The organism is Roseburia hominis (assembly GCA_040702975.1).
Taxonomy (GTDB): domain Bacteria; phylum Bacillota; class Clostridia; order Lachnospirales; family Lachnospiraceae; genus Allocoprococcus; species Allocoprococcus hominis_A.
The window spans coordinates 3596047-3612764 of sequence record CP159990.1 but is presented as its reverse complement, the minus strand read 5'-3'; the positions used below and the strand labels follow the sequence as shown (position 1 = coordinate 3612764).

14 protein-coding genes and 1 pseudogene are annotated in these 16718 nt (G+C 45.0%); 11 read left to right on the top strand and 4 right to left on the bottom strand.

Annotated features, from left to right (window positions below):
- Window positions 1-375 precede the first annotated feature (375 nt).
- The 3 genes from tyrS to ABXS75_16640 all read left to right on the top strand — a co-directional run bounded on the left by tyrS (window position 376) and on the right by ABXS75_16640 (window position 2858).
- A complete protein-coding gene (tyrS, locus tag ABXS75_16650; protein ID XCP84658.1) occupies window positions 376-1611 on the top strand; it encodes a tyrosine--tRNA ligase in 1236 nt (411 codons plus the stop codon).
- A gap of 140 nt (window positions 1612-1751) precedes the next feature.
- The gene (locus ABXS75_16645; protein ID XCP84657.1) at window positions 1752-2261 is read left to right on the top strand and encodes a flavin reductase family protein; all 510 of its coding nucleotides are present in this window, start codon (window positions 1752-1754) and stop codon (window positions 2259-2261) included.
- A gap of 3 nt (window positions 2262-2264) precedes the next feature.
- Window positions 2265-2858, top strand: a complete 594-nt coding sequence (locus ABXS75_16640; GenBank protein ID XCP84656.1) for a Maf family protein — start codon at window positions 2265-2267, stop codon at window positions 2856-2858.
- A 90-nt stretch (window positions 2859-2948) separates the two neighbouring features.
- Here the strand turns inward: ABXS75_16640 and ABXS75_16635 are convergent, their stop codons facing one another.
- Complete coding sequence (locus tag ABXS75_16635; GenBank protein XCP84655.1) at window positions 2949-3716, bottom strand: DeoR/GlpR family DNA-binding transcription regulator; 768 nt, start codon at window positions 3714-3716, stop codon at window positions 2949-2951.
- A gap of 316 nt (window positions 3717-4032) precedes the next feature.
- On the opposite strand from ABXS75_16635, the gene pdxA reads away from it, so the two are divergent.
- The 3 genes from pdxA to ABXS75_16620 are packed head-to-tail and all read left to right on the top strand — an operon-like array spanning window position 4033 to window position 7392.
- Window positions 4033-5052: a 4-hydroxythreonine-4-phosphate dehydrogenase PdxA gene (gene pdxA, locus ABXS75_16630; protein XCP87183.1), complete on the top strand. Its 1020-nt coding sequence runs from the start codon at window positions 4033-4035 to the stop codon at window positions 5050-5052.
- 11 nt (window positions 5053-5063) lie between these two features.
- Window positions 5064-6410: a four-carbon acid sugar kinase family protein gene (locus tag ABXS75_16625; protein ID XCP84654.1), complete on the top strand. Its 1347-nt coding sequence runs from the start codon at window positions 5064-5066 to the stop codon at window positions 6408-6410.
- 16 nt (window positions 6411-6426) lie between these two features.
- The gene (locus ABXS75_16620; protein XCP84653.1) at window positions 6427-7392 is read left to right on the top strand and encodes a 2-keto-3-deoxygluconate permease; all 966 of its coding nucleotides are present in this window, start codon (window positions 6427-6429) and stop codon (window positions 7390-7392) included.
- On the opposite strand, the gene ABXS75_16615 is transcribed toward ABXS75_16620, so the two are convergent.
- Window positions 7393-8283, bottom strand: coding sequence for an AraC family transcriptional regulator (locus ABXS75_16615; protein ID XCP84652.1), 891 nt, complete (start codon window positions 8281-8283; stop codon window positions 7393-7395).
- Between the two features lie 165 nt (window positions 8284-8448).
- Between ABXS75_16615 and ABXS75_16610 the strand changes: the two are divergent.
- Window positions 8449-8799 (top strand): annotated as a pseudogene (locus ABXS75_16610) (alpha-amylase family glycosyl hydrolase).
- A 318-nt stretch (window positions 8800-9117) separates the two neighbouring features.
- Here ABXS75_16610 and ABXS75_16605 read toward each other — a convergent pair.
- A complete protein-coding gene (locus ABXS75_16605) occupies window positions 9118-10422 on the bottom strand; it encodes an alpha-amylase family glycosyl hydrolase (GenBank protein ID XCP84651.1) in 1305 nt (434 codons plus the stop codon).
- A 159-nt stretch (window positions 10423-10581) separates the two neighbouring features.
- Between ABXS75_16605 and ABXS75_16600 the strand changes: the two genes are divergently transcribed.
- The 3 genes from ABXS75_16600 to rpsI all read left to right on the top strand — a co-directional run bounded on the left by ABXS75_16600 (window position 10582) and on the right by rpsI (window position 12962).
- Entirely contained in the window at window positions 10582-11940 is a 1359-nt protein-coding gene (locus ABXS75_16600) for a sodium:alanine symporter family protein (GenBank protein ID XCP84650.1), read from the top strand.
- 173 nt (window positions 11941-12113) lie between these two features.
- Complete coding sequence (gene rplM / locus ABXS75_16595) at window positions 12114-12542, top strand: 50S ribosomal protein L13 (GenBank protein ID XCP84649.1); 429 nt, start codon at window positions 12114-12116, stop codon at window positions 12540-12542.
- Between the two features lie 27 nt (window positions 12543-12569).
- Complete coding sequence (rpsI, locus tag ABXS75_16590) at window positions 12570-12962, top strand: 30S ribosomal protein S9 (GenBank protein ID XCP84648.1); 393 nt, start codon at window positions 12570-12572, stop codon at window positions 12960-12962.
- A 156-nt stretch (window positions 12963-13118) separates the two neighbouring features.
- Here rpsI and ABXS75_16585 read toward each other — a convergent pair whose 3' ends face one another.
- On the bottom strand, window positions 13119-14591 hold the full coding sequence (locus ABXS75_16585) for an IS1182 family transposase (protein ID XCP84647.1): 1473 nt from the start codon (window positions 14589-14591) through the stop codon (window positions 13119-13121).
- 912 nt (window positions 14592-15503) lie between these two features.
- On the opposite strand from ABXS75_16585, the gene guaA reads away from it, so the two are divergent.
- Entirely contained in the window at window positions 15504-16457 is a 954-nt protein-coding gene (gene guaA, locus ABXS75_16580) for a glutamine-hydrolyzing GMP synthase (GenBank protein XCP87182.1), read from the top strand.
- Window positions 16458-16718 lie beyond the last annotated feature (261 nt).

Sequence of the window (16718 nt, the reverse complement as noted above, 5' to 3'; positions counted from 1 at the left end):
TGCATACTTGACAAAAATTCAAATATAGTCTAGTATGACAGCATAGCTTAAAACTGAATCAGGAAAAGCTGTGAAAGGAAGAAGTAGCAACTGACAAGGCTCAGACAGAAAGTGACCGGTTGATGAGAGGTGCAAGAAGAGTCGGCTGCGAATACATCCCGGAGCTTCACACCGAAAGCATCGCGGGCGAGTAGGCTGTGACGGAGTGGCAGACGTTATCCTGCCGCAGTAATGAAGGAGACGGAGTTACTGACTGAGGCAGACGGCGTGAGCCGGCTGTGAATTAAGGTGGTATCACGGGATTACGCCCCGTCCTTATCGAATAACAAACGGTAAGGACGGGGCTTTTTACGCGAAATTAAGGAGGAAGAAAGAATGGGAATTTATGAAGAACTTCAGGCGAGAGGCCTGATCGCTCAGGTAACAGACGAACCATTGATTCGTGATTTGGTAAACAATGGAAAAGCAACATTTTATATTGGTTTTGACCCGACGGCGGACAGCCTTCACGTAGGACATTTCATGGCATTATGTCTGATGAAACGTCTTCAGGAAGCGGGGAATAAACCGATCGCACTGATCGGCGGTGGAACTGCTATGATCGGCGATCCTTCAGGCAGAAGCGATATGCGTCAGATGATGACAACGGAGACCATTCAGCACAACTGCGACTGCTTCAAAAAGCAGATGAGCCGCTTTATTGATTTCTCAGAGGGAAAAGCTCTGATGGTAAATAATGCGGACTGGTTACTGGGCCTTAACTATATTGAAGTATTGCGCGAAGTCGGCGCACATTTCAGCGTAAACCGGATGCTGACGGCAGAATGCTACAAGCAGCGTATGGAGAAAGGACTTAGTTTCCTGGAATTCAATTACATGATCATGCAGAGCTACGATTTCTACATGTTATACCAGAAATACGGCTGTAACCTGCAGTTCGGCGGCGATGACCAGTGGAGCAATATGCTTGGCGGAACCGAACTGATCCGCCGGAAACTGGGCAAAGACGCAAGCGCCATGACCATCACCCTTCTGCTCAATTCAGAAGGGAAAAAGATGGGCAAGACCCAGTCCGGAGCAGTATGGCTCGATCCCAAGAAGACCTCTCCGTTTGAGTTCTACCAGTACTGGAGAAATGTAGCCGACGCGGACGTATTAAAATGCATCCGTATGCTGACCTTCCTCCCGTTAGAGGAAATCGACAAGATGGATTCATGGGAAGGCGCGCAGCTTAACAAGGCAAAAGAAATTCTTGCATACGAACTTACAAAACTGGTTCACGGCGAAGAAGAGGCCGAAAAAGCCCAGAAAAGCGCTAAAGAACTATTCAGCGCAGGCAATGCCGCAAACATGCCGACCGCAGAGCTGGCAGAAGAAGATTTCGTCGATGGAAAAATCGATATCCTGAACCTCCTCGTAAAAAGCGGTCTCGTTGCTTCGAAATCAGAAGCAAGACGTACCGTACAGCAGGGCGGAGCAGCCGTAGACGGCGAAAAAGTCAGCGACATCGCTACTGTCTATGCTAAAGAGGACTTCGAAGGCGAAGGCAAAGTGGTGAGACGGGGGAAGAAAAACTTTCGGAAGGTAATGAGCTGTGCGAAAACAGAATAATAACAAAGGGGGCTGCTTGCAGAACCCTTTGCTATTATCTGTTTTCATAGGGCGAATGCCCGCGAGCGAACGGACGAAAGTCCGTTAGCTTGCGCACAGCGGAGTAAATCATTCAACAAGAAACCCAGGAGGCAAATAAAATGAGTTTTAAAGAAATCAACCCAGAGGAACTAAAAGACAACCCTTTCAATCTCATCGGCAAACAGTGGATGCTGATCACTGCAGGAGATGAAAAGAAATGCAACACCATGACCGCAAGTTGGGGCGGAGTCGGCATCATGTGGAGCAAACCCACGGCCACAGCCTATATCAGACAATCCAGATACACAAAAGAATTTGTGGACAACAGCGAATACTTCACCCTTTCCATATTCGACGAAACCTACCGCAAAGCCTTGAGCCTGTGCGGAACCGTTTCCGGACGGGACACGGATAAGATCAAAGACGCCGGACTGACCCCATACTACACAGACGGCACAACAGCATTTGAGGAGGCACGGCTTGTTCTGGTATGCCGGAAAGTGTATCATCAGTACATGGGAGAAGAAAATTTTGATTGCAAGGAAAATGTGGATAAATGGTATGCAGATAAAGATTTTCACACCATGTACATGGGCGAGATTGTAAAAGTGCTGGTCAAAGAGGATTAAGAAATGTTTGAAGACAGAACAGTGATTCTGGCGTCGGCCTCTCCACGGAGAACAGAGCTTCTTGCACAGGCGGGGATCGCACATATCGTGATTCCCTCGACCTGTGAGGAAAAGATTACCTCCTCCTCGCCCCGCATGGTGGTGATGGATCTTTCCAGGCAGAAGGCCTTAGACGTATATGCGAAATATCAAAAGGCCCACCCGGCAGAGGATTTCCTGATTATTGGTTCCGATACGGTCGTATCAGTAGGAGAGGAGATTTTGGGAAAACCCAAAGATGAAGAGGAAGCATATCACATGCTTTCCATGCTTCAAGATGCGGTGCATCAGGTATATACAGGCGTTACACTCTTGTCTTACCAGGATGGCAAAATGGAGGAGAACACCTTTTACGAGTGCAGTAATGTGCAGGTCTGCCCGATGTCCGTGGAGGAAATCTGCCGCTATATCGCTACCGGAGAACCCATGGACAAGGCGGGAGCATACGGTATTCAGGGAAGATTTGCAGTGCATATCCGGGCAATCGAAGGAGATTATAATACGATTGTCGGTCTCCCAATCGCCAGGATTTATCAGGAGTTAAAAAAAGAAAGGTAAGCGAAGAAGCTCTCTTTTTCAGAAAAAGGCCCATACCTTAGACTGATGAAAGGGAGCTTCTTTTTTATTGGTTCCTATACAATTTTGTCCCTATACAGTAACAATGGAAATCTGATTTTTCTGTGCTGTCTGAAGCAGTTCTTTGGAAATCCGGTTGTCAGTGATGATGAGATGGATATCACTCATCGGGCAAACAGTAAAAAGATTGCTGCTTCCAAATTTACTGCTGTCGGCAATCACATAAGTCTGTGCGGCACTCTTAATCATTGCTCGTTTGGTTTCCATCTGCGGAGTTCCGATGGAGGTGAGTCCGGCTTTAAGATTAATTCCATTTACACCGACAAAAGCCTTATCCACGTTAAAATTCTGGAAAGCCTGTATTGCAAAGCTGTCTAATGTGGAAGGAGGCGTGCCTACGGGCTGACCTCCTACTATAAAAAGTTCAACATGTTTAGCGGAAGACAGAATGGCAGCCGCATATAAGGAATTCGTAACTACGATTAAATGCTTTTCCGGGTGTTCTTTGATATATTTTGCCAGATAGCAGCCGGTGGTGGAATCATCAATAATGATGGAATTACGATTGTCAATATACTCGTATGCCTTTTGGACAATTCGTTGCTTTTCAGTGCCATTTAAAAAGAACTCACCGGGAGAAAAAGATACAGTCAGGCCTTCTTCTTTTTGTACAGCGCCGCCATAGGTTTTTTTCAGAACTCCCTGTTCGTCTAATTTTCGGATATCAGTACGAATAGTGACTTCGGAACAATCCATCAGCCGGCTTAGTTCGGCCACTTTAACGTTGCCATTTTTCTGCAACATGTCTATGATAATTTCTAAACGCTCGCTTTGTTTCATATGTGTTCCTCATAAGTTTCTCAAAATAGATTCTATATTCATTATAATATGTTTTTAAAATTTTGTATATAAAAAGAGCCTTTTCACTCGAAAAAAATACTTCTTGGAAGCACTTTGACTGGTATAGTACGGGGAAGGCTAAAATAGAACGATGAGTCAATAATTTGTGAAGAAAAGTTATTTTTATGCAAATCTGACAAAATTTTCGATTGAAAATTGTAAAATATTCAATCGAAAACAATGTTGATTTTTGTCGAAAAGTATTATACAATACAAATACATCGATTGAAAGAAAAAAGAAAGGAGAAAAGTTGTGATTGAAAGAGAGTATAAGCCGCTACTGGGAATCACGATCGGAGATCCGTCAGGAATTGGGCCGGAGATTGTTCTGAAAGCATTGCAGGAAGAACAGATTTATGATATTTGCCGACCGCTGGTTATCGGAAGTCGAAAGGTGCTTGAGCGTGCGGCGGAAGCAATCGGTATGACAAGTCCGGTGATTCATGTCATCAATGAACCTTCGGAAGGGGTGTATCAGGCAGGAAGTGTAGACTTAGTTGAGACCGGAGACTATGATATTAGCCAGCTTGTGTGGGGAAAGGAGCAAAAGCTGGCAGGACAAATTGCGATTGATGCAATTTACAAATCTATTTCCCTGGGAATGGAAGGGAAGATTGACGCGGTTACGACTGCCCCTATCAACAAAGTTGCGATTAAAATGGCGGGAATCCGGCAGGAAGGACATACAGAAATCTACAGAGATCTGACCAAATCGCCTTTTGTGCTGACGATGTTCGATTGTTTTAAGATGCGGGTATTCCATTTAAGCAGGCATATGTCACTTCGTAATGCCATCGATTACGTGACGAAAGAGCATGTATTAAATGATGTGATTCGTATCCATCAGGAGCTTGAGAGGGCAGGAATCAAAAAGCCTCTGATCGCAGTGGCCGGGCTGAATCCGCACTGTGGAGAGGGTGGTTTGTTTGGAGATGAAGAGATTAAGGAAATTAATCCGGCAATAGAATCGGCGAAAGAGATGGGAATTCGCGTGGTCGGCCCAATTTCGCCGGATACGCTGTTTGCCAGAGGAAAGGCAGGAGAGTTTGATGCGATTTTAGCTTTGTTCCATGACCAAGGGCATATCCCATGTAAAACATTGGATTTGGAAGAATCGGTCTCTATTACACTGGGACTTCCGTTTGTCAGAGGTTCTGTGGATCATGGCACGGCATTTGACAAGGCTGGAAAGGGTATTGCGACAAATAAGAGCATGATTGCGGCAATACGCTCTACTGTAAAATACGCAAGTGCAATGCATCAGGCAGAGGAATAGGAGGCGAAAATATGGCGGTAATCGGTGTGGTTGCAGATGATTTTACCGGAACAGCCAGTTCGGGAATGCTAATGGCAAAGGCCCAGGTCGAGACAGGACTGTTCTTTGATGCGCAGAAGGTAGAAGAATTTAATGGTACAGATCAGCTTCAGGCAGTTTATGTTAGTTCAAATAGCAGATGCCTGCCGCCGGACAGTGCATATGCGGAAGTAGAGAAAGCAGTAAAAGTACTGGAAAAGATCGGGGTACAGTACTTTTCTAAAAAAATTGATACCACTTTACGAGGTGGAATTGGTTACGAGATTGATGCGATGCTGGATAATTTAGGAGAAGAGACTGTTGCAGTGATGGTAACGGCAATGCCACAGTCAAAACGGGTCTGTGTGGGCGGGTATTCTGTGATAGATGGTGTTATTCTCACAGAGACTTCGGTCGCTCAGGATGTAAAGACTCCGGTGTCGGAGTGCTATGTCCCGGATCTGATCGGGTGTCAGTCAAAAAGACCGGTGAAATTTCTTTCGATACGGGAAGTGAAAAAAGGACAGGCCGGTTTGATGGAGAGTCTGAAGAAAAGCCGGGAACAGGGAGGAAAGATCTTAATTGTAGATGCGATTACCATGGAGCACGTGCGCACAATCGCTGAAGCGTGTACGGCGTTGGGGTGGAAGATTCTTGCGGTTGACCCGGGACCATTTACGATGCAGCTGGCGTGCAGCAGAGGCATTGCACAAAGAGGAGAGCTGCAGACCGAAGAGAAGAGTATGCCGGAGGACAACCGAACTGCGCTGATCATTGCAGGCAGTGCTAATCCTTCGACAAAGACGCAGATGGAAATCCTTTACAAGTCCGATAGGGAAAATGTCTGTGTCAGTGTTTCACCTCATAAATTGATTGCGGGCGGCAGTCAGATGCAGGCTGAAGTTGCGGAAGTGGTCGGCAGAATCAAAGACTTGTTGGATCAGGTAAAGCGGCCGAAGTCGGTGATCGTGGAAACAGCACTACACGGATCGGTAGTGGATCTAAAAGAAGAAGACAAGAAATATGGTTATTTGCCTGGGACAAGCTCGGCAATGATCAATGAAGGTTTGGCACTCATTACAGATCAGATTCTGGAAGAGTATGGAAGAACTGCAATTGTAGGCCTTATGTTGACCGGAGGAGACACAATGGAATGCGTATGCAGGAAAATTGGGGTTTCCTGTATCAAAGCTATCGATAATATCGTGGCGCAGGTAGATGTAGGAAGAATCCTTGGAAAATATGAAGGAATGCCAGTAATCGTGAAAGGCGGTTTCTGTGGATATGATGAGATTGGTGTTGACATTGTGAAACGGCTACATGTTGAAGGTATGAGATAGGAAGGAGAAATGAAATATGATTTTAAATTTTATGAAAAAAGTTCCGGCAGGTATGATGGTAATCCCGTTGCTGGTTGGAAGTCTTATAACAACGATTTTCCCGAACATATTTAACATCGGCGGTCTTACCGCAGCAGTATTTTCCAGCGCAGGTACGAATACTTTATTAGGTGCGCAGTTATTCTGTATGGGAACAGCGCTGCAGGTCAAAGATATGCCAAAAGTCTTAAAACGAGGCGGAGTATTGCTTGTTGCCAAGTTTGTAATCGGGGCAGGACTTGGTATTCTGGTGGGAAAGATCTGGGGTACGGAAGGTATCTTTGGGCTTACTACGCTTGCCATTATCAGTGCAGTTACCAATAGTAACGGAAGCGTGTACTTAACACTTATGGGAAACTATGGCGATGAGGCAGATTGTGGATGCTTCCCTCTTCTTGCTTTAAATGACGGCCCATTTTTTACATTGGTCGCATTAGGAGCATCTGGTCTTGCTGATATTCCGTTCCAGTCTCTTTTGGCGGCGATTATTCCGGTAGTTGCAGGTATGATTCTGGGCAATCTGGATAAGGGAATCAGAGAATTGTTCGCACCGATGGGCACTGCGATCATTCCGCTTATTGGTTTTGCTTTAGGAACCGGAATCAACCTGTCAAATGTAGTTAAGGGTGGTTTCCCGGGAATCCTCTTAGGACTTATTACTGTATTTGTCGGTGGTGGATTCATTTTACTTTGCGACAGATTTATCACAAGAAGACCAGGATATGCTGCGTGGGCAGTTGCAACAACTGCCGGCAATGCTGTAGCGGTTCCGGCAGCAATCGCTCTTGTCGATACCGCGTGGGAGCCCTATGTGGCAACCGCAACGGTACAAGTAGCAGCTTCAGTAGTAGTGAGCTGTATTCTGGCACCATTTTTGACCAGTTTATGGGCGAAAAAATTCGGTTGTCCGAAAATGCCGCTTGAAGGGCAAAAGCTGGACTAATTAAGAAGTAGGGAGAGATCCGACACTGGCCTTCTGGAATTCCCTGGGGGTCATGTGGTAATACTCCCGGAATCGTTTGTAATAATAAGGCAGATTGTTAAAGCCGCAGGAAAAGGCGGCATCTGCAATCTCCATATTTTGTCTGAGAAAAAGGGCGGACTGCCTGAGGCGGTACTGAGTCAAGTACTGGCTAAAGGAGGTACCGCTTTTTTCTTTGAAAAAATGCATAAAATGGGAAGGGCTGATACAGCAGAGCTGCGCCAGCTTTTCCACAGAAATGTCCTCTGCATAATGGGCATGAATGTAGTCGAAGATCAGTTTTAGTCTCTGGCTGTACGCAGCAGGCTGGTCTGCCGGACGGCTGGTCTCGTGGGTGAGAAGTCCATGCAAAAGTGTAAATAGCAGAGCCTTGACTTTAAGTTCATAGCCAAATGCTTTTTCGTGGGAGACCTCACATAACCGGTCAAAAATCTGACTGGTCTTCTGGTAAAAGGAGTGCTCCCTGGAAATTAACGGAGACAAATTCAGTGTGCCGTCTGCAAGTGGTGAAAAATAGCGCAACGTACAGATGTCAGCAGAAGAATTTCCCAGAAGATCTGCATGGAAGACAAAGGTTTCAGAGCTCATGCTTCCGCGGGGATAAATCCGGGCAGCGTGCAAAAGACCGGGGGATATGAAAAGAAAATCCCCTTCGGATACATTGAATTCTTGCAGGTTGACAGAATAAATGGCACTTCCGGCAGTGATTTTGGTGAATTCCATTTCCGGATGCCAGTGTATGGTAAGCTCTGGCACAAGCGCGTGGAAGGATGTGTCATAGTGCTGAAACGGAAACAGTGCGTCCCCGTGCTGTGTCTTTTCCCGCAGAAGAGTGGTGTCAGAATGTTTCATATCAGTCTTCCTCCTGTTTTTTACTATTTTCGCATGACGTCTGTGCGGATATCAGTCACGATAGCAGAATAATATAATAAATCCTCGTTTTAGTGGAAGATAAAGCAAATATTTAGCCGTATAATAACACAATAATAGAAAAAAGAAAAGCGGTAGTGACGAGCTATGACAAAAAAATGGTGGCATGACAAGGTGGCCTATCAGATTTATCCAAAAAGCTATAAGGACAGCAACGGAGACGGTATCGGAGATTTGCGGGGAATCATAGAAAAGTTAGATTATCTCAAGAATCTGGGCGTAGATATCATCTGGATCTCTCCTATTTATAAGTCGCCCTTTGTGGATCAGGGGTACGATATTTTCGATTATTACGCACTTGATGATGCGTTTGGAAGTATGGAGGATATGGAGGAGCTGCTTCGCGAGGCGAAAAAAAGAGAGATGTACATCGTGATGGATCTAGTGGTCAATCACTGTTCCAATCAGCACGAATGGTTCCAAAAGGCCCTGAAAGACCGAAGCGGTGGTGTATGGAGAACAGACTCCTGCCCTTACAGAACTTACCAATTTCACTGGTTTCTATCGTCAGGGGAAGGAGAAGAATCTTCTGGTTCTGGCAAATTATCAGAGCGAGGCAAGAGATATTGCGATTTCCGATACCGTGAAGAAGGTGGTCATCGACAATTATGATGAGAATGCAATCGAAAGAAATGTTATGAAGACCGGGAATGGCAGCGTGATTCCGATGAAGGGATATCAATTCCTGGTGTTGGAGGTATAGAATTTTATGGCATAGGGGAAGGCGAAAGATTCTCCCTATGCCATAAGTTTTTACTATTTGATATATTGCACACTATATGCCGGCATCTCAAGCTGCCCGTTCATTTCCACGGCCTCTCCGGTCAGAAGATCCGTTCCGCAGCCGCCTAGTTCCCCGTTATGTGCGGTGAAAGGCGCATCGGAAGCATTGACCGCCACCAGGATCCGCTCGGTATCTGTCCTGCGCTCAAAGATCAACTGATGGTTCGTGATGACCACATTGTGATAACCGCCGTAGCTGAGCGCATCACTGTTGGTTCGTACATGAATAAGTTTCTTTATAAACTCTGTAAGTTCGTTCGGCTTTGGCTCTTCAAAGCATGGGCGAAGAGCATAGTCATTGTTCGGGGCTTTTACGCCTTCCTCGCCCCACTCACTTCCATAATAAATGCACGGAACTCCCGGCATGCCCATGAGAAGACCATAGGCCAGCGGAATGTGATTCTTGTTCGTCAGAATGCTGGCAAGTCTGGTCACGTCGTGATTATCCGCGAAGGACATCAGGTGCTTGCCGCGGTAGAGACACCACTGCTCCGGACCGTACTGACGGTTCAGGGAGTGCGCGATCTCGAACAGGTTCATGCTGTTAAAGCTGGAGAAGAGTCCCTTGTAGCATTCGTAATTGGTGCAGCTATGCAGCATCTCGTCATTTACGATCAAATTGTAATCGCCGAAAAGCACCTCGCCGATCAGCGCGAAATCCGGTTTTAGTTCCTGGCAGAAGCTGCGCAGACGTTTCATAAAATTGCGCTCCAGGCTGTAAGCCACGTCCAGGCGGAGACCGTCTATATCAAATTCTTCCACCCAGCCGCGCACGCAGTCCAGAAGGTAGTCGACAACTGCCGGGTTATAGAGATTTAATTTGACAAGCTCATAATGACCTTCCCAGCCCTCATACCAGAATCCGTCGTTATATGCGGAATTCCCGTCGAAATTAATACAGAACCAGTCCTTGTACGGCGAATCCCACTTTTTCTCCTGAACATCCCTGAACGCCCAGAAGCCGCGCCCCACGTGGTTGAACACACCGTCGAGGACGATCTTTACGTTATGTGCATGTAGATCGCGGCATACTTCCGCGAAATCGGCGTTCGTTCCGAGACGACAGTCGATGATCTTAAAATCCCGGGTGTCATAGCCGTGATTGTCTGATTCAAAAATCGGATTTAATAAAATAGAAGAAACGCCTAAATTTTCTAGATAACTGCTCCATTTCTTTAATTTAAGAATTCGCGGAACGGTCACACCATCATTGGCAGTAGGCGCGCCGCAAAATCCAATCGGATAGATCTGATAAAAAATTCCTTCATATGCCCACATAGATTAGTACCTGCTTTCTGTAAAATTTGTCTGCATTTGAAAATTTGTGCTCAGTACACCTTATTGTACCAGAGAAAGTGGCGTATGACCAGAATATTTGCATTTTTTCCAGCGATTTTGAATATCTTTCATAGAAGGAATAGAGAGGAAATACATGATATGGAATGGATTTCTAACGTTGTGCAGATGATGAATAAGGTTTTGTGGGATTATGCACTTTTGTTCCTGCTATGTGGAACCGGGATCTGGTTTACGGTACGGCTGCGTTTCGTGCAGGTGAGGAGATTCAAGGATGGCTGGAATAAGACCTTTGGCGGATTAATTGGAAAAGGGGATAAGGCGGGAAAGGGTGGAATCTCTTCTTTCCAGGCGCTGACGACGGCCATTGCGGCACAGGTCGGAACGGGAAATCTTGCCGGAGCTGCGACGGCCATTGCGGCGGGCGGTCCGGGAGCGATCTTCTGGATGTGGTTAAGTGCGTTTTTGGGCATGGCGACCATTTACGCGGAAGCCTTGATGGCGCAAAAATATAAGGTGGTAAAAGACGGAGAAGTGACCGGAGGCCCGGTCTATTATATACGGGGCGCGTTTCAGGGGCGGTTTGGAAAAATACTTGCCGCAATTTTTTCAGTCCTCATTATATTTGCACTCGGGTTCATGGGAAATGCAGTGCAGGCCAATTCGATCGGAGATGCATTTGCAACGGCATTTGGAATTCAACCGGTGGTGGTCGGCGTCTGTGTTGCGGCGATCGCATTTTTCATTTTTGCGGGAGGAATTACCAGGATCGCAAAGGTGACGGAAAAAATGGTGCCGCTTATGGCTTTCTTCTATATTATAGGTGCACTGATCGTGATCGGAATTCATTTCCGTGAGATCCCGCATGCATTTTACAGCATCATCGTGGGCGCGTTTCAGCCGCAGGCTCTTGCAGGCGGCGTGATTGGCGTGACGGTGCAGAAAGCGATGCGCTATGGCGTGGCAAGGGGACTTTTTTCCAATGAGGCAGGTATGGGCTCCACCCCGCATGCACATGCGATCGCAAATGTGGAGCATCCCGGAGACCAGGGGTGTGTGGCAATCATCAGCGTGTTCATCGACACTTTCGTGGTGTTGTCACTCACGGCGCTTGTGGTAATCACGACCGGCGTAATGCGGCCGGATGGCTCCCTGATCGGGACGGCGCTGACGCAGGCCGCATTTTCCAGTGTGTTCGGGCATTTCGGAAATATTTTTATCGCCGTCTGTATGTTTTTCTTTGCATTTTCTACCGTGATCGGCTGGTATTTCTTTGGGGAGACGAATGTGAAATATCTCTTCGGACCCAAAGCGGTAAAGGTATATGCGATTATCGTATGCGTGATGATCGTTGTGGGGTCTGCGCTGAAGGTGGAGCTGGTCTGGAATATGGCGGATGCGTTTAATGGAATGATGGTGATTCCGAACCTTATCGCCCTTCTGGCGCTCACAGGCACAGTGGTAAAAGTCAGCGGAGAATACGACAAAAAACGCCCCTAAAAATGTTCCCAAAAGTTGAAAAAATGGTTGACAGACTAGAATAGCCATAATATAATGATAAAGTATGACAAGAGGAAGAACCGGTTTAAACCAAAGCCCCGGAGTAAGCTGGTTTCCCATAGAATCTACAATGAAAATAATTAGTAAAAAGGATATTCATAGGAGGTCAACCAATGAAAACTTACATGGCTAATCCAGATAAGATCGAGAGAAAATGGTATGTAGTTGACGCTGAGGGACAGACATTAGGACGTCTCTGCGCAGAAGTTGCTAAGGTTTTAAGAGGAAAGAATAAACCGGAATTCACACCGCACATTGACACTGGTGATTATGTAATCGTTGTAAATGCTGCAAAAGTAAAAGTGACCGGTAAGAAATTAGATCAGAAAGTATATTATCATCATTCCGACTATGTAGGAGGAATGAAAGAGACTACCTTAAGAGAGATGATGGCTAAGAAGCCGGAAGCAGTAGTAGAGATCGCTGTAAAAGGCATGCTCCCGAAAGGACCTTTGGGAAGAACCATGATCAAGAAACTTCATGTATATGCTGGACCGGAACACGAACAGCAGGCACAGAAACCGGAAGTTTTAACATTTTAGGCAGAGGTTTGAAAGGAGGAAATCAAAGTGGCTAACGCAAAATTCTACGGAACAGGAAGAAGAAAAAAATCAATCGCAAGAGTTTACCTTGTACCGGGTACAGGTAAGATCACAATCAATAAAAGAGACATCGATGAGTATTTAGGACTTGAGACCCTGAAGGTCGTTGTTCGCCAGCCGCTGGTAGCAACAGAGACTGTTGACAAATTCGATGTACTTGTAAATGTTCGCGGTGGTGGATACACCGGACAGGCAGGAGCAATCCGCCACGGTATCGCCAGAGCACTCCTTCAGGCAGACGCTGATTACAGACCGGTTCTGAAAGCAGCAGGATACCTGACACGTGATCCGCGTATGAAAGAGCGTAAGAAATACGGTCTCAAAGCAGCTCGTAGAGCACCGCAGTTCAGCAAACGTTAATTCAAGCGAAAATTTCAAAAGAGCGACAGACCCCGAAAACCTTGTGTTTTAAGGGCACTGAAAAACTTCCATTTTTTAAGTGGGAGTTTTTCTTTTATGACAATTTTTCGTGATTTTCAGTTCTTTTTCGATAAGATTACAGAATAATGCTATGGTTTAAGCCATAGCCAATTCCTGTAATCTTACTATCCTTTTTACATTTGCTGTAAATGCGGTAAAATACATTTGAACATGCATAGCAAATAACCCTCTTGAATCTGCTCTGCGCAAACCGTGGGCTTCTTTTAATTCTCCATTCTTTTCTTCTATCCTATGCCGGATTTTCATTCTCTCTTGGAAGTATTCACTTTCTTCAAATTTAAGCCTTTCCATGTTTTTCGCGCTTGCCTGCGTGATACTGTAACTTCGTTCTTTTGAGTTTGATTTTCCTACACGGCAGTTTTCTCTTTGTGGGCATTTCCGGCACTTAACTTTGCTAAATATATATCTTAAATAGGTGTTCCCGTTTTTGGCAGCTCTCTTTTCCACTCGCATGGAAAGCTCTCCGGCAGGACATTGCAGCAACCCTGCATCTTTATTGAAACAGAACCCCTCCGCAAGGTTTCCGTTTGCAGCCGCCGCTACAGCTGTATTCGTTCGGGCAATCAGTGCAATCTCTTTTCCGCATACTTCCAGATTATCATCACTGACATATGCCATATCTCCGATAACTTCTGTTACTTTTATTCCATTTTTCTGTGCTTTTTCTATCAGTTTCGGCAATTCCTGACCATCCGGTGCTCCTCCATCTGTTACACTTATCCCAGCAATCAGACGGCCTTCTGTCATTGCGAGATGATTCTTATACCCATAAAACGTACTGGTCGCCGTTTTGTGCCCAAACCGTGCATCTTTATCATCTTTGGAACGGATCTCTCTGATCTGTTCGTTCTCAAGCAGTTCTTTCATCTCTTTAGAGATTTTCTGTATCTTTTGATTTCCACAGGTTTCTATCCCTTCCTCCAGAACCTGGAGCAGTTCCTTCGTATAGGCGATCTCTTCGTCCAATCCTGCTTCCAAAGATGGTTTCTCTGGAAATCTTTCTGATAATTCAAAAGCATTTTTATAAATCTCTTTCCGAAGTTGTTTACTCATATCCCTCAGGATTTGTGTGGGGGATTTCGCTCGGACGGATGCAGTTGTGTGGGTAGAATCCACGATAATCGTTCCCGATTTGATTAGACCTTTGTCCAGAGCCTGCTGGATTGTTTCTTTCAGCATTTCCTTCAGAATATCTTCCGTGATGCGGGTCTTTCTGAATTTCGTCAGAAGACTGGGATCTATCATTTTTTCTTCTGGTTCCAGATCCAGAAAAAATTTATATGCCATGTCTGTCTGAGCACTACTGATCAGGGTTTCATCGGACAGATCGTACAGCTTTTTCAGAAAAAGCAGTTTAAACATCATCTCCGGTTCTTTCGCCGGCCGCCCGAAATTTTCACAATACTGTTTACGGAGCATTGGATTTACAAAACTAAAATCTATATTTTCTTTAATTCTACGCAAAAGATGATTTGCTGGAATGATTGCATCATAAATCCCCTGATAGGGTGATAATGAAAGTTTCAACTGTGAATGGTCTTTCAACATGGCAGAACCTCCTTCCTCATGATTCTATTATAATGGATACATTAAAAAAGCCCAATTCTTTTTTAGAATCAGACTTTTTCAGTGCCCTTTGTTTTCGGGGTTTTCTTAAATTAAGAACGATGAGAAACAGCCTCAAAATACACAAAATTTTCACGGTAACTAATAAATAGTAAAAGTTTTTGTTATATCTTATGTAAGACAGTACGCAGCGGATATAATGATGTTTATAACAAAAATAAAAAATTGTATGAATACAGATAATGTGATAAAATTCTAATACGGAACAATCGTGTTACAGGGTGGCTTGACCTTCATTCTACATAGGATGGGGGTGGTGCTCATGAAGAACAAGTTTAGTTTTAATGACTTGATGCAGTTCGGAATATTTTTGATGGCACTACTGACATTCATTTATTTGATTAGTCATTAGTTACGCATAGAAAAACCACCCTTGAAACTTTGGCGAGTGACAGGGTGGTTTTTCTACATTCTACATTGGTCAAACCACTTTGGGCGGTTGTTCCTTTTATATCTATAATATAGCATAAGAGCATATTTGATTCAATGGAAATTTTAGAAATAAAACGGTTTGAGAATGTGTGGAAGTATGTTAGTAACTAACACGTAACTGACAAACAGCTTAAAAATAGCGTATTTATATATATCCCGGAGTATAATAGAAGTATGAGGATTGACTTCCCAAAAAGATGCCGATAGAACTTAATTACGGGAAATTGCAACAATATACAAAATCCCGTAGTGAGGAGAACGATATGGAATCGATCAAACATATAAATGCGCCGCATTATCTTTAATACATTGACGAAATTTTCCGAATTTGCTAAGATGATAGAAAACAATATTCTTTTGGAGGTACAGGTTGTTATGGAAAATAATAAAAGACCAGACAGTATGGAGCGTATTACAACAGCAGCGCTGGCAGATGCATTTATCGAAGAACAGGTGGAAGCGATTCGCGCGCAGGTGGGAGATAAAAAGGTATTACTTGCCCTTTCAGGCGGCGTAGATTCCTCCGTTGTGGCAGCGTTATTAATCAAAGCAGTTGGAAAGCAGTTAGTCTGTGTACATGTAAATCATGGTCTGCTGCGTAAGGGTGAGCCGGAGCAGGTCGTTGACGTATTCCGTAACCAGATGGATGCAAATCTTATCTATGTAGATGCAGTTGACCGTTTCCTCGATAAGCTTGCAGGTGTTGCTGAGCCAGAGAAGAAGCGCAAGATTATCGGAGCAGAATTTATCCGTGTATTCGAGGAAGAGGCAAGAAAACAGGAGGGAATTGAATTCCTGGCACAGGGAACGATTTATCCTGACATCATTGAAAGTGATGGCGTGAAGGCACATCACAATGTCGGTGGTCTGCCGGAGGATTTACAATTTGAGCTTGTAGAGCCGCTTAAGTTCCTGTTTAAAGACGAGGTTCGTGTCGTAGGAAAAGCGCTTGGACTTCCGGACGGAATGGTTTACCGTCAGCCGTTCCCGGGACCGGGACTTGGCGTTCGCTGCCTTGGAGCAATTACCCGTGAGCGTCTGGAGATTGTGCGTGAATCGGATGCCATTCTGCGTGAAGAATTTGCAAAAAATGGACTGGAAGGCAAGGTATGGCAGTATTTTACAGCCGTTCCGGATTTCCGTTCTGTAGGTGTAAAGGAAGGTGCAAGGACATTTGCATATCCGGTCATTTTAAGAGCCGTAAACACAGTTGATGCAATGACTGCAACAGTGGAAAATGTTCCTTTTGAATTGCTTGAGCATATTACGGAACGTATCACTCACGAAGTGCCGGGAGTGAACCGTGTGCTTTATGATCTGACACCGAAGCCGTGCGGAACCATTGAGTGGGAATAAGGTGAAAAATCAAAGAAACGCCCTTAGCTTTGTAAGAAAAGAGGGTATGCCGCACCCGTGGATATCCTGATGGATGTGGGAATCCTGCAATAGCTATACCAGCATATTAAAAAGATGTTGCCCTTCATGGGTGGCATCTTTTATTTATATAATAGGAAAATTCGATTTTTATCAAACTCTTGAATTAAAATAGCTCACACAGAGCCGGGCATAACAGAGGGCGCCCGAAGAAAGCAAGAGCTTTTGCTGCCTTTTCTATTT

Bases quoted from the DNA above. Each gene is read 5' to 3' on its own strand.
- ABXS75_16635 (XCP84655.1), bottom strand. From the start codon at position 3,716: ATGAAACAAAGCGAGCGTTTAGAAATTATCATAGACATGTTGCAGAAA.
- ABXS75_16645 (XCP84657.1), top strand. From the start codon at position 1,752: ATGAGTTTTAAAGAAATCAACCCAGAGGAACTAAAAGACAACCCTTTC.
- ABXS75_16600 (XCP84650.1), top strand. From the start codon at position 10,582: ATGGAATGGATTTCTAACGTTGTGCAGATGATGAATAAGGTTTTGTGG.
- ABXS75_16620 (XCP84653.1), top strand. From the start codon at position 6,427: ATGATTTTAAATTTTATGAAAAAAGTTCCGGCAGGTATGATGGTAATC.
- ABXS75_16585 (XCP84647.1), bottom strand. From the start codon at position 14,591: ATGTTGAAAGACCATTCACAGTTGAAACTTTCATTATCACCCTATCAG.
- ABXS75_16605 (XCP84651.1), bottom strand. From the start codon at position 10,422: ATGTGGGCATATGAAGGAATTTTTTATCAGATCTATCCGATTGGATTT.
- rplM (XCP84649.1), top strand. From the start codon at position 12,114: ATGAAAACTTACATGGCTAATCCAGATAAGATCGAGAGAAAATGGTAT.
- tyrS (XCP84658.1), top strand. From the start codon at position 376: ATGGGAATTTATGAAGAACTTCAGGCGAGAGGCCTGATCGCTCAGGTA.
- ABXS75_16615 (XCP84652.1), bottom strand. From the start codon at position 8,283: ATGAAACATTCTGACACCACTCTTCTGCGGGAAAAGACACAGCACGGG.
- ABXS75_16640 (XCP84656.1), top strand. From the start codon at position 2,265: ATGTTTGAAGACAGAACAGTGATTCTGGCGTCGGCCTCTCCACGGAGA.
- ABXS75_16625 (XCP84654.1), top strand. From the start codon at position 5,064: ATGGCGGTAATCGGTGTGGTTGCAGATGATTTTACCGGAACAGCCAGT.
- guaA (XCP87182.1), top strand. From the start codon at position 15,504: ATGGAGCGTATTACAACAGCAGCGCTGGCAGATGCATTTATCGAAGAA.